Below are 12,399 nucleotides of genomic sequence, written 5' to 3'. Positions count from 1 at the left end.
GCGCTCAGGCTTTCACGGCGCGTTTGTTCGCCTGCGTGATCGTCCAGTAGTAGATGGTGCGGCCGTCCACTTCGTCCTGCTGCTCCGGCGGCCATTCGGGGCCCATGTCGAAGGCGTGCGACACGACGCGGGTGCCGACCTTCAGCTGCTGCCACAGGCGCGGACGCAGCTTGACGTTCACGGTGGGCAGCAGGTACAGGGTCACCACGGAGGCCGGCGAGACATCGGTCTTGAACAGGTCGCCGACCCTGAAGTTCACGCGGTCGGCGACGCCTGCCTTCTTCGCGTTCTCCTGCGCCTCCGCGATGCGCACCGGGTTCAGGTCGATGCCGGTGCCGCGCGCCCCATGGACCTTGGCCGCCGTGACGACGATGCGCCCGTCGCCGCAGCCAAGGTCGTACAGCACGTCGTTCTTGCCTACTTTTCCCATGGCCAGCATGCGGTCGACGACTTCCTGCGGGGTCGGCACATAGGGCACGTCGAGGCGGGACGGTTCATACAGGTCTTGCGCGAGCAGCGAGCGCGCGGGAACGAGGGACATCCCCGCGGTGGCGGCGGCGGACAGCAGCAGGGTGCGGCGGCGTGAATCGGTGTTCATCGGCTCTCTCCTTCAGGTGGGATCGGTCAGTTTCGGGAATCACGTTCGGGAATGCACATCAGGAATGGGTTCGTTCCGGCGCTTCGGCCTTGCTGCGGACGAAGAGCAGCAGGAGCAGGCCGCTGGCGAGGACGGCGACACCGATCCAGGCCGCGTTGAGCCCGCCGAGCGATTGGCTGTACACGTACGACAGGCTGGACCAGAGCATGTAGGCGCAGGTTGCGCAGAACAGCAGCGGAAGCAGGGGATACAGCGGCACCTTGAACGGGCGCGGCAGGTTCGGCTCGCGGCGGCGCAGCATGAACAGCGACAGGCCGCTGAGCAGGAAGAACAGCCAGAACACCGGCGCGGTGAACTCGACCATGGCCTTGAAGCCGCTGCCGAAGGCCACGCCGACGCCCACCAGCACGAGGGCGGCGGCGCATTGGATCGTCATGGCAACCGCCGGCGAGCTGCGCTCCTCGTCCCATTGGCCCAGGCGCCCCAGCTGGCGCCAGTCGCGGCCCATCGCGAAGCCGGTACGGGCGCCGACGATCATGGTGGCGTTGATCGAGGTGAGCGCCGAGACCGCGACCAGTACCGAGATCACCTTCTCTCCTGAACTGCCGAAAGCGCGGCCCATGACGTCGGCGGCAAGCGCGTCGGAGCCGGCCATGCCTTGCATGCCGAGGACGTGCAGGCAGGCCCAGGTGACCATCAGGTAGAGCACCGTGATGATGAGGATCGACAGTGTCAGCGCCCGCACCATGCTGGCGGCGCCGCCGCGCAGCTCGGCGCTGATGTAGGCGGCCTCGTTCCAGCCGCCGTAGGTGAGCAGCACGAACACCATGGCCATGCCGAACGAGACGGGAGCGGCGGTCGCGACGGTGGACGTGGCGGCGGCCGGGGCGGCGGGCTCGGCGAAGATGGCGGCCGCCAGCACGAGCAGCAGCAGGCCGCCGATCTCGGTGAGGGTCAGCCACATCTGGGTGCCGGCGCCGGCGCGCAGGCCGCGCAGGTTCACGATCGACAGGATGACGATGACGGCGCAGGCATAGGCGGGCGCGCCCCAGCCCGCGGGCAGCATGGTGAGCGGCGCGGCCTGCTGCATGTAGTCGCCGAAGACGAAGGCCAGCAGGGCGATCGACCCGGTCGTGATCACGGCGAAGCGGGCCCAGCCGAACAGGAAGGCGGTGGAGCGGCCGAATGCGCGGTGCAGGAAATGGTAGTCGCCGCCGGGATGCGGATAGGCCGTGGTCAGCTCGGCGTAGCACAGCGCGCCGATCAGCGAGATCACGCCGCCCAGGATCCACATCGCGAACATCCACTCGGCGCTGCCGCTGAGGCCGGCGACGATGGAGGGCGACTTGAAGATGCCGGCGCCGATGACGACGCCGACGATCAGGGCGATGGCCTGGCGCAGGCCGAGCAGGCGGCGCGGCTGGCTGCCGTCGGCGCTTGATACAAATCGGTCCACATCGGTACGGTCCATGGTGCCGATCATTCAGAAGGTGGGAACCTGCCGGCATGGAGCGCGCCGGCGCCGTGACGCATCGTGCACAGGATCGTTCAAGAGCGAGCGCTCCTGCGGCGACCGATTATAGGGAAGCGCTTTCGGGGGTGGCGCGCGGCTGAACCGTGGCATCGGGCAATGGCGCATTTTCCATCCGGACCAGGGGCCGCATGGGACGCCAGGCCGGTGTCGCGTCCGGTGCGGCGGCGATGGTTTTCCGCTTCCCGCTCCAGGTGTCACCCGCGGGCGCCACCGCCGTCCGCTACTGGTCCAGGAGGAAGGGCAGGGCGCGCGCCAGCAGGGCCTGCGGCGCTTCTTCGGGGATGTAATGTCCACAGGGTAGCGCTTCGCCCTCGGCCCGGGCCGCCACCGCATGCCACAGTGCGAGCGGATCGAAGCAACGCTGCACCACGCCCTGGCCGCCCCACAGCACCAGCAAGGGCTGGCCGATGCGGCGGCCGGCGTCGCGGTCGGCCCGGTCGTGCTCGAGGTCGATGCCGGCGGCGGCGCGGTAGTCTTCGCAGATGCCGTGGGCCGTGCCGGGCAGGGCCAGGCAGCGCGCATACTCGGCCAGCGCGTGCGCGTGGAATGGCGCCAGGCCGGCGCTGCGGCGCCCCATCACGTCGCGCAGGTAGGCTTGCGGATCGGCCTCGATCAGGCGCTCGGGCAGCGGCGCGGGCTGGATCAGGAAGAACCAGTGCCAGTAGGCGCGCGCAAACGCCTGCGTCGTACCTTCGTACATCGCCAGCGTCGGGGCGATGTCGAGCAGGACCGCGCGCTCGACCGCCGCCGGATGGTCGGCCATCAGGCGGTGCGCCACCCGGGCGCCGCGGTCGTGCGCCATGACGCGGAAGCTCCCGAAGCCGAGCTGGCGCATCACGCGCAGCATGTCGGCGGCCATGCTGCGCTTGCTGTAGTTGGCGTGGCCGGGTGCGCCGGGCGGCTTCGACGAATCGCCGTAGCCGCGCAGGTCGCAGGCGACGACGGTGAAGCGCTCGGCCAGCGCCGGCGCCACCTTGTGCCAGATGGCGTGGGTCTGCGGATGGCCGTGCAGCAGCAGCAGCGGCGGGCCGGAACCGCCGGCGACGCCGGCGATGGCGATACCGGGTTCGACTTCGAGGTGCAGGCGCTGGAATCCGGGAAACAGCAAATCATCCATGGGTGCTCGTTCGGGACAGTGCGAATGCCAAGTGTAGCAAAAGGGAACGCTGCAGACTTACACGGACCTGACGTTCAGTTAACTGTTGTAAATATGCTCAACTGCAAACTTTACGAATTGACATCCCTAGCCGCGCCCAGCAGTATCGAATCGCGCCTTCGCGTCCAGCGCCGCGGCAGCAAGCCACGCACCAACAACAAGAGGAAACCCAAGATGCAGAAACACGTAACGGAAAAGACGGTCATCGCCCTTGCCATCGCTTCGCTGTTCTCAAGCGTCACCCACGCGCAGGAGGCTGCTGCCGTGTCGACCGACCCCGCGGCGGCGGCCACCGTCGTGGTGACCGGCACCCGCGTCGCCAACCGCACCGCGCTCGACACCGCCGCCCCGGTCGACATCATCTCGGCCGACACGCTCAAGAATGTCGGCAGCACCGAGATGAACCAGGCGCTGTCGATGGCGCTGCCCTCGCTGAACTTCCCGCGCCCGGCCATCACCGACGGCACCGACACCATCCGTCCCGCCACCCTGCGCGGCATGGCGCCGGACCAGACCCTGGTGCTGGTGAACTCCAAGCGCCGCCACGCCTCCTCGCTGGTCAACGTCAACGGCTCGATCGGGCGCGGTTCGGCGGCGGTGGACATGAACACCATTCCGACCGCCATCGTGAAAAGCGTCGAAGTGCTGCGCGACGGCGCAGCCGCGCAGTACGGCTCGGACGCGATCTCCGGCGTGGTCAACCTGCGCCTGCGCACCGACCGCAGCGGCGGCGAGGCGAGCGTCACCTATGGCGCGCGCAAGACCGAATACGAGCTGTGGAACGACGTCGCGCCGGCCGGCGCAAGCTGGACCGCGCCGAACTCGCGCGAGCGCACCGACGGCCAGACCGCCACCGTCAGCCTGTGGAAGGGCCTGGCCCTCGGCCAGGACGGCTATCTCACCATCGCCGCCGAATACCGCGACCAGCACCGCACCGAGCGCAGCGGCTACGACATGCGCCAGCAATACCCGCGCCTGGCCAATGGCGCTTTCGATCCGCGCGAACTGACCATCAACCGCTTCAACGCCTGGTACGGCGACCCGGAGATGGAGCAGGCAACGCTGTTCGCCAACGCCGGCACCAACCTGGGCGGCGGCGTCAAGCTCTACGGCTGGGCAAGCTACCAGAACCGCGAGGCACGCTCGGGCGGGTTCTTCCGCCCGCCGCAGGATGCGCGCAACATCCCGTCGATCTACCCGAACGGCTTCCTGCCGGTCATCGCGCCGACCGTCGACGATTACTCCGCCACCGGCGGCGTCACCTGGACCCTGGGCAGCTGGGACATGGACGCCTCGCTCGGCTACGGCAGGAACAAGATGCAGTACGAGATCCAGAATACGCTGAACCGCTCGATCGGGCCGTCCAGCAAGACCGAGTTCTATGCCGGCGGCTATGCCTATGACCAGCTGGTGTTCAACCTGACCGGCGTGCGCAGCCTGGACGTCGCCGGCCTGGCCTCGCCGCTGAACATCGCGGTCGGTACCGAAGCGCGGCGCGAAGGCTACGAGCTGTTCGCCGGCGAGCCCGACTCGTACCGCTACGGCGGCCAGGTGCTCCCGAACGGCACGCCGGCGGCGCCGGGCGCCCAGGTCTTCCCGGGCTTCCGCCCGGCCAACGAGGTGGACGCCCACGGCAACGCGATCGGCGCCTTCGTCGACATGGAAGCGAACCTGACGCCGCAACTGCTGGTGTCAAGCGCCGTGCGCGCCGAGCGCTATTCGGACTTCGGCAACAGCGTGGCCGGCAAGCTGTCGGCGCGCTACGACTTCAGCCGCGCCGTCGCGCTGCGCGGCGCCGTGCAGAACGGGTTCCGCGCGCCGTCGCCGCAGCAGCAGAACTTCACCGCCACCTCGACCAACTTCATCAACGGCGTGCCCTTCGAGATCACCACCTTCAAGCCGAGCGACCCGGTGGCGGTTGCCCTCGGCGCCAGGCCGCTGGAAGCCGAGAAGTCGGTGAACGCCTCGCTCGGCGCGGTGCTGCGCTTCGATCCATTCAACATCACGATCGACGCCTACCGCATCGACATCGAGGACCGCATCATCCTGTCCGAGAACCTGACCCAGGCCAACGTGCGCAACTACATCGCGTCGCAGGGCTTCATCGGCGTGGGCGGCGGCCGCTTCTTCATCAACGGCGTCGACACCACCACCAAGGGCGTGGACGTCGTGGTGAGCTGGCCGATGAAGATGGGCGCCGCCGGCAGCGTCGACTTCACGGTGGCGGGCAACTTCACCGAGACGAAAGTGACCAGGGTGCCGGTGACGGCGCAGCTGGCCGCGCTCAATCCGGCGCCGGTGCTGTTCGACCGCCTCAACGTGCTGTCGCTCGAGAAGGGGCAGCCGGCAAACAAGATCAGCGCGAACGCCAATTGGAAACTCGGCCAGTGGGGCGCGACCATGCGCGCCACCCGCTACGGCAAGGTGCTGTCGCCGGGGACCACGCCGGCGCTGGACTTCTGGATGGGCGCCAGGACCGTGGTCGACGTCGAGGGCCGCTATGCGGTCACGCCGAAGCTGACCCTGGCGCTGGGCGCGGACAACCTGTTCGACCAGTATCCGGAGACCCAGCCGCCGGCGCTCAACACGACCGGCAACACGCCGTTCGCCAACTACGCGCCGTTCGGCCGTTCGGGACGCTTCATCTACGCCCGCGCGAATTATGGATTCTGAACCACGGGTTCTAAACCACGGGTCCTGAAAACAGCGCGGCCCTGCCGGCCAGGATGGCGGGCAGGGCCGCGGGCGTTACCGGCGCGCTGGCGCCAGCAGGTGCGTCACTCAGTGTGCCACTCAGTGCGCCACCGCTGTTTCAGGCTGCGCTCAGTCCGGGACGCCGAAGCCGGCCGCCGCCGCAGCACCGGCGCCGGCGCCGGCGCTCAGCAGGAATCCCACCAGCAGCAGGAAAGCCATCAGCAGCGCGAACAGCTGCGACAGGCGGCGCGCGTCCGGCGCATTCTGGAACAGCGGTGCTCGCCCATAGCCCACGCCGACGAAGTAGGCGGCGAACACGGTCGCCATGTAATGCACGGCCCCGAACAGCTCGCCCAGTTCGCCCTTGCGCGGGTGGTCCACCAGCAGGTGCGACAGCGCCACCAGCACCAGGTAGGGGATCGAGGCCGACAGCGGCGGCAGGTACACGCCGACCGATTCGATCCAGCGCTGGACGCCCGGCTTGAAGCGCGCGACGATCGGCAGGATCAGGTTGTGCGCCATGCCGGTGATGAAGATGATCTTCAGCAGTACGTCCTTGTGCAGGTTGCCGTCGCCCAGGGCCAGGTTATGGATATTGGTCTCGGCCTGGCGGTTGTTCGCCGCGAAGAAGTCCGGCGATTTGACGTCCAGGACGCGCTGGAACCAGCTGATCTCTTCGAGCGCGGCCAGCGCGACCAGCGCGGACAGGCCGCCCAGCACCAGCAGTTCGAGCCTGGCGGCCCCGGTACGGGGTGCCCTGGACTTCAGGCGGTCCATGAAGACGAAGGCGAGCAGGCCGGACGTGACGGCAAAGCAGAGGAACTGCATCCATTCGACGATGCCGTCTTCGATCAGCAGGCGCCACAGCTTGGCGCTGTCGTCCACCCAGATGAGGGCGAGCACCAGCACGAACACGTTGATTGCGATCCCGGTGGCGATGACGGGATGGGTATGCCACTTCTTGTTAGACAAAAACACTACTCCTTGATGGGTGAAAACGGTTCGGCGCCTACAGCGTGCAGGGCCGGTTGGTCATGGTGCGCGGCGACTGCGGGCGCAGCCACCGGCGCGGCCACGGCGCGCGGGCCGATCGCCTGGCTGCGCACGGCGCGCAGCGCATGGGCGGCCAGGGAGACGACTGCCCAGCCCCACAGCAGTGGATCGAGCAGCGCGTCCCACAGGTTGCCGCTCGGCAGGCGCGCCAGCGAGAACAGCAGCACCGCGCCGAGCAGGACGGCCGCCTGCGGCCGCGCGATACCGCGCACGAGCGCGATGGCCGCTGCCATGGCCAGCAGCAGCGCGCACAAGGGCGCCGCCGACGGGCCGAAGCCGGCGTAGTAGATGCCAAGCGCGAACAGGCCGAAGGCGTCGAGATAGAGGACCAGGCCGGCCGCCGCCAGCAGTCCGGCCAGCGCTCGCGGCATGGCGACGACCGGCTGTCCGCGCCAGCGGGCAAGCAGCGCGGCGCCGCACAAGCCGGCCAGCAGGGCGCTCGGGTACTGGAAGGCCAGGCCCAGGTGCCAGGCCGGCGAGGCCTCGCCCGGCAAGGCCATCAGGAGCCCGGACACGCCCACGATGGCGGCGAGCGCGGGGCGCGGCAGGCGACGCGCGGGCCAGGCCGCGACCACGACGGCGGCGAAGACCAGCGCCCAGGCCAGGCGGCCGTAGAGGAACTGCCAGGACAAGTCAGGCAAGCTCATTCAGATGTTCTCCCCGATGCTGATCCGGTACCGGTGATGTGCGATCGCCTGGCGCTGGTGGGTATAGGTGATGTGCAGCTCGTTGCCGACCTGCTGCATCGTCGGATAGGAAAATTCGTCGCCGGCGCCGCCGCTGGCCACGTCGGCCACGGTGCGCCAGGCATGACCGTCCCGGGACAGCGACAGGCGCAGCAGGCTGCGCGAGGAGCCGCCTTCCAGGATGTGGTTGTGCAGCATCAGGAACTCGCCGTTGGCCAGGCGCAGCGCCGCCACCGAGGTGCTCTCGTTCGGCAGGTCGAGGGCGGGCAGGTCCTGCCAGCTGGCGCCGCCGTCGCGGCTCAAGGCATGCTGGATCCGGCGCTCGTCGCTGGCGTCGCGCATCCAGGCGCGTACTTCGGTGGCGGAGACCGGTACGATCGCCGGCTGCAGCGTGGTGGTGCGTTCGCCGATGCGCCCCAGGCCGGTCGGTTCGCCATGGGCGTCGAAGGCCATCAGCATCGGATACTTGATCCCGATCTCGAAGTACACCGGCAGCCACCAGCCGCCGTTCGCCAGGCCCACAGCCGAAGTCCGCACCAGCACGCTGGTGTTGAACAGGGGCGTCATCGGCAGCACGCGCCTGACGTCGAATGTCGCGCCTTCGGTGCTGGACACCATGTGGACCACGCGCGAGGCCGCCCAGCCGCCCAGGCCGGTGGCCACGACGTACAGGTGGATCCTGCCGTCAGGCGCGGTCCAGGACACCGGGTTGCCGATCCGGCGCACGCCGAAGCCGAGCGCCTTGCCCAGCGACGCGCGGCTGGCGACTTCCCATGGCTGGCCCCATTTTCCGTCGGCCCACTGCGAGGCATAGACCTTGACGTCGGGGCCGCTCTCGCGGCTGCCGGCCCACCAGAAGGTCAGCATGCGGTCGCCGGGCAGCGTGGCCAGGGCGCTGGCATGGGCCGACGGGGTGTTGTGCGGCATCGGGATCAGTGAACGGGACAGCTCTTGCAGGTGCGCGCGCCCCGGCAGTACGGCCTGGACCGGGGACGGCGCGGCCGCGGCCTGCGCGCTGCGGGACCAGCGGACGGCTTCGGCGGCCGCGACCGCCAGGACCATGCCGGCGCAGGCCAGCGCGGTACGGCTGCGCGCAGGGCCGCGCGATTGCAGGGAACGCTCCATAGGCTCCATCTCGGGGAACCGGCGGCGGCCAGGTTCCCGACGTTCTGTTGGTGAAAATAGGGGGTAGCAGGGCGCGCGCCGCCGGCGGAACGCATGGTTCCATGCTTCTCTTTCAGGAGTGCCAGCCGGGCTGTTACCGAGCAAAGGCGTTATCCTACAGGAAAAGTCAGGGTTTGCGACAGCGCAAGCCCCCTCCATGCCGGATGCCGCGACCGGCGCACCACATTCCGGCCCGCCGGCAGCGCGGTTCACGGCGTCCCCGCGGCGCTTCGTCGCACCCGGCTTGCGGTCGGTGACGCGTCTCGGCAGAATGCAGGCACCGTTGCAATTGGCACAAGCGAAGAACCGCACCAGATGACGACCCTCACCCGTCCCGCACCACCCGCCCCGCGCCTGCCGCCGCTCGCCGCGACGCTGTTACGCGACCTGCTCCTGGCCGCGGTCATCAGCGCCCTCGGCGCACTCGTGATCGCGCTGGTGGCCGGCAAGCCCGAATCCCTGTTCGAACAACTCGTGTTCTCGCTGTGCATCGGCCTGCCGGGCTTCGCGCTCGTCGATGGCGCGCGGCTGCTGTTCTGGCCCGACCTCGAAACACGGCCGCTCGGTTGGCTGTCCCTGGCGGCGGTCATGCTGGGAGTGGCGCCGTTGGCGCATTTCGCAGGCATTCACGCGGGCGCCATGCTGCTCGGCCAGAAGACGCCGGGCCTTGCTGCCTACCCCACGCCCGGAGGGATCAGCATGATCGGCTTCACCCTTCTCGGGATGGGCGTCATGACACTCCTGGTGGTCCACCGCGAACGCCTGGCGCGCATCGCGCGGGAGAGGGCAGAGGCGCAGCTACGCGCCGAAACCATCGAGCGCCAGGCGCTGCAGGCGCAACTGCGGCTGTTGCAGGCCCAGATCGAGCCCCACATGCTGTTCAATACGCTTGCCAACCTGCAGGGACTGATCGCACTGGACCCGCAGCGCGCCGGCACCATGCTCGACCAGTTGATCCAGTACCTGCGCGCCACGCTCGGTGCATCGCGCTCCGAGAGCACGACGCTGGGCGAGGAATTCGCCGCGATGGAAGCCTATCTCGGCCTGATGGGAGTACGCATGGGCGAGCGTCTTGCCTACCGCCTCGACTTGCCTGCCCGCCTGCGCGGCGCGAAGCTGCCGCCGATGCTGCTCCAGCCGCTGGTCGAGAATGCGATCGTGCACGGCCTGGAGCCGAAGATCGACGGCGGCGAGGTGGTGATCGCGGCCGAGGCGCGCGACGGCGTGCTCGACATCCGCGTGGCCGACACCGGACTGGGTCTCGACCACGGTCCAGGTGCCGCCGGACGCGCGCCCGGCGGCGGGGTGGGCGTATCCACCACCCGCGAACGCCTGCACGCGCTGTACGGCGACCGCGCCGCGATCCTGCTGGCACCCGGACAGCCCCACGGCACCGTGGTCCGCCTCACCCTTCCCCTGGAGACCCCATGACCATCCGCGCCCTCATTGCAGAAGACGAACCGATCCTCGCCGCGACCCTCGCCCGCAGCCTGCAGCGGCTGTGGCCCGGGCTGGAGATCGCCGGCACGGCGCCGAACGGCGTCGCCGCCGTGGAACAGGCGCTGGCGCTGCGCCCGGACGTGCTGTTCCTGGACATCAGGATGCCCGGCCAGACCGGCATCGAGGCGGCGGAAGAGCTGGCCGAGCGCTGGGAAGGACCGGCCCCGTTCCCGCACGTGGTGTTCGTCACGGCCTATGACGACTATGCCGTCCAGGCTTTCGAGCAGGCGGCCGCCGACTATGTGCTCAAGCCGGTCAGCGATACGCGCCTGGCGCGTACGGTCGAGCGGCTGCAGGCTCTGCTGGCCAGGCCCCACGGGGATGCGCAGGTTCCCTCGGCGGACCCGCTGGCGCAACTGGTCGGCCGGCTGCAGGCCCTGGTGCCGGCCCCGGCGCCCGAGCGTTTGACCATCGTGCGCGCGGCCGTGGGCAACATGGTGCGCATGATTCCGGTGGGCGAGGTCGTGTTCTTCCAGGCGCTCGACAAATACGTCAACGTGGCCACGGCCGACAGCGAGGCCCTGATCCGCGTGCCGCTCAAGGAACTGGTTCCGCAACTGGACCCGGACCAGTTCCGGCAGATCAACCGCAGCACGGTGGTGAACATCGGCTGCGTGGCCAGCGCCGGGCGCGACACGATGGGCAAGGTCATGCTCAACCTGCGCAACCGCCCCGAAAAGCACCGGGTCAGCCCGGTCTACGCCCACCTGTTCCGGCAGATGTGACGCGGCAGCGGCGGTGCCGCAGGTCAAGGCAGGCCGATGCCGCGCGGGCTGCCCCCGCGGCCAGGGCGCAGCAGGGCGCCCAGCAGCAGGTGGGCCGCGAAGGACAGGCCGGCAAGGACTGTTGCGACCAGCAGCGGCAGCACGGCGCCGAAGGTGAAGGTCATCCCCAGCGCGATACCGAGCACGTATTCGGCCCGGTAGAGGTGCAGGAACAGGGCGCCGGCAAAGGCGCCGAAGAAGAGAAAGCCGGCAGCGGGGTGGCCCAGCTCGAACGCGAGGGCCAGCGCCGCGCCCCACAGCAGGGTTACCGTGAAGCGGACCCGGACCAGCGTGCGGAAACGCTCGCGGCTGCCGGCCTGCACCAGCGTCGCACCGCGGCGCTGGATGCGCCCGACCAGCAGCCATACCAGGAGCGGCACCACCAGCAGGCCCCACCAGTTGGAAACCGAAGGCAGGTCGGCCCGGTTCAGCAGGTGGTGCGCCGCCACCCCGCCGCGGACGTGCTCCCACCCGAGGTGCACGGCCTCGAGGACGAAGGCGGCGGCGGTCAAGAGGAGGCGCGACTGGAGGGCAGGTGCGAGCATGACACGGTTCCTTCGTGGTTGGCGGCGGTGGCGGGAGTCGAGCAGGACATCCATGGTAGCAAGCTTGTCAGCCTTGCCACAATGCCCCAAGGGTAAAGTATTTACCGCTTTGTGCTTACCCAAAAGACCGGACGAAACCCTGCAGGATGTCGCGCGTGGAGGCGAGGGCGGCGTACTCGCCGTCCAGGTTCGCCAGCGACATCGCGTGCACCTCGTCCGCGCTGCGCATGGCGCCGGCGTGGTCGCGGCGCGCGAAGGCGAAGGTGGCATCTGCGGCCACCGTGACCGAGAATCCGAGGTTGCCGGCGCTGCGTACGCTGCACTCGACCGAGATGTTGGTGCTGACGCCGGCAACCACCAGGCGTTCGATGCCGCGCACCCGCAGCCAGCGTTCGAGTCCGGAATGGACGAAGGCATCCGGTACGTTCTTCTCGACGACGTGCTCGCCGGGCGCCGGTTCGAAGGCCGGCTGGAACAGCGCGCCGGGCTGGCCGGGCGCGAAACCCGACGCCGGGTCGCGCGAGATGTGGCGCACGTGGACCGCCGGGGCGCCGCACGCACGCCACCCGCGCAGCAGGGAAGCGATGTTGTCCTCTGCTTCAGGGTTGTTACGGGTGCCGGCGGCCGCGCAGGCCATGCAGCGTTGCATGTCGACGATGATCAGGGCGGGAAGGTCGGGGTGCATGGCGGTTGGCCTGGCCTGGT

Annotated in this window: 11 protein-coding genes; 3 read left to right on the top strand and 8 right to left on the bottom strand. The window is 69.3% G+C overall.

From position 1 onward, the window contains the following. Positions 1-4: 4 nt before the first annotated feature. The 3 genes from ACFFJK_RS09890 to ACFFJK_RS09880 form a co-directional block, all read right to left on the bottom strand. Complete coding sequence (locus ACFFJK_RS09890) at positions 5-598, bottom strand: SAM-dependent methyltransferase (RefSeq protein WP_379678942.1); 594 nt, start codon at positions 596-598, stop codon at positions 5-7. Positions 599-656: 58 nt separating this feature from the next. After that, complete coding sequence (locus tag ACFFJK_RS09885) at positions 657-2,069, bottom strand: APC family permease (RefSeq protein ID WP_379678941.1); 1,413 nt, start codon at positions 2,067-2,069, stop codon at positions 657-659. 283 nt (positions 2,070-2,352) lie between these two features. Beyond that, the gene (locus ACFFJK_RS09880; RefSeq protein WP_379678940.1) at positions 2,353-3,249 is read right to left on the bottom strand and encodes an alpha/beta fold hydrolase; all 897 of its coding nucleotides are present in this window, start codon (positions 3,247-3,249) and stop codon (positions 2,353-2,355) included. A gap of 213 nt (positions 3,250-3,462) precedes the next feature. Here ACFFJK_RS09880 and ACFFJK_RS09875 point away from each other — a divergent pair, with 213 nt between their 5' ends. Continuing rightward, positions 3,463-5,961: a TonB-dependent receptor plug domain-containing protein gene (locus ACFFJK_RS09875; protein WP_379678939.1), complete on the top strand. Its 2,499-nt coding sequence runs from the start codon at positions 3,463-3,465 to the stop codon at positions 5,959-5,961. 150 nt (positions 5,962-6,111) lie between these two features. On the opposite strand, the gene ACFFJK_RS09870 is transcribed toward ACFFJK_RS09875, so the two are convergent. Genes ACFFJK_RS09870 through ACFFJK_RS09860 form a run of 3 tightly spaced genes read right to left on the bottom strand, consistent with a single transcriptional unit; the run spans position 6,112 to position 8,846 of the window. Then, complete coding sequence (locus ACFFJK_RS09870; RefSeq protein ID WP_379678938.1) at positions 6,112-6,954, bottom strand: hypothetical protein; 843 nt, start codon at positions 6,952-6,954, stop codon at positions 6,112-6,114. A 5-nt stretch (positions 6,955-6,959) separates the two neighbouring features. Continuing rightward, entirely contained in the window at positions 6,960-7,682 is a 723-nt protein-coding gene (locus ACFFJK_RS09865; protein WP_379678937.1) for a hypothetical protein, read from the bottom strand. After that, positions 7,683-8,846, bottom strand: a complete 1,164-nt coding sequence (locus ACFFJK_RS09860) for an exo-alpha-sialidase (protein ID WP_379678936.1) — start codon at positions 8,844-8,846, stop codon at positions 7,683-7,685. Between the two features lie 354 nt (positions 8,847-9,200). Between ACFFJK_RS09860 and ACFFJK_RS09855 the strand changes: the two genes are divergently transcribed. After that, entirely contained in the window at positions 9,201-10,316 is a 1,116-nt protein-coding gene (locus ACFFJK_RS09855) for a sensor histidine kinase (RefSeq protein WP_379678935.1), read from the top strand. Then, positions 10,313-11,110 carry a LytR/AlgR family response regulator transcription factor gene (locus ACFFJK_RS09850; RefSeq protein WP_379678934.1) on the top strand — a complete coding sequence of 266 codons (798 nt, stop codon included), beginning with the start codon at positions 10,313-10,315 and terminating at the stop codon, positions 11,108-11,110. The genes ACFFJK_RS09855 and ACFFJK_RS09850 overlap by 4 nt, the downstream gene beginning before the upstream one ends. Positions 11,111-11,133: 23 nt before the next feature. Here ACFFJK_RS09850 and ACFFJK_RS09845 read toward each other — a convergent pair whose 3' ends face one another. Together ACFFJK_RS09845 and ACFFJK_RS09840 are read right to left on the bottom strand one after the other, a co-directional pair. After that, positions 11,134-11,694, bottom strand: coding sequence for a hypothetical protein (locus tag ACFFJK_RS09845; RefSeq protein WP_379678933.1), 561 nt, complete (start codon positions 11,692-11,694; stop codon positions 11,134-11,136). A gap of 115 nt (positions 11,695-11,809) precedes the next feature. Beyond that, the gene (locus ACFFJK_RS09840) at positions 11,810-12,379 is read right to left on the bottom strand and encodes a cysteine hydrolase family protein (RefSeq protein ID WP_379678932.1); all 570 of its coding nucleotides are present in this window, start codon (positions 12,377-12,379) and stop codon (positions 11,810-11,812) included. Positions 12,380-12,399: the final 20 nt, after the last annotated feature.

The organism is Massilia consociata, from assembly GCF_042432755.1.
Classification (GTDB): domain Bacteria; phylum Pseudomonadota; class Gammaproteobacteria; order Burkholderiales; family Burkholderiaceae_D; genus Telluria; species Telluria consociata.
The sequence above is the reverse complement of the archived record's forward strand: the minus strand, read 5'-3'. Positions and strand labels throughout refer to the sequence as shown.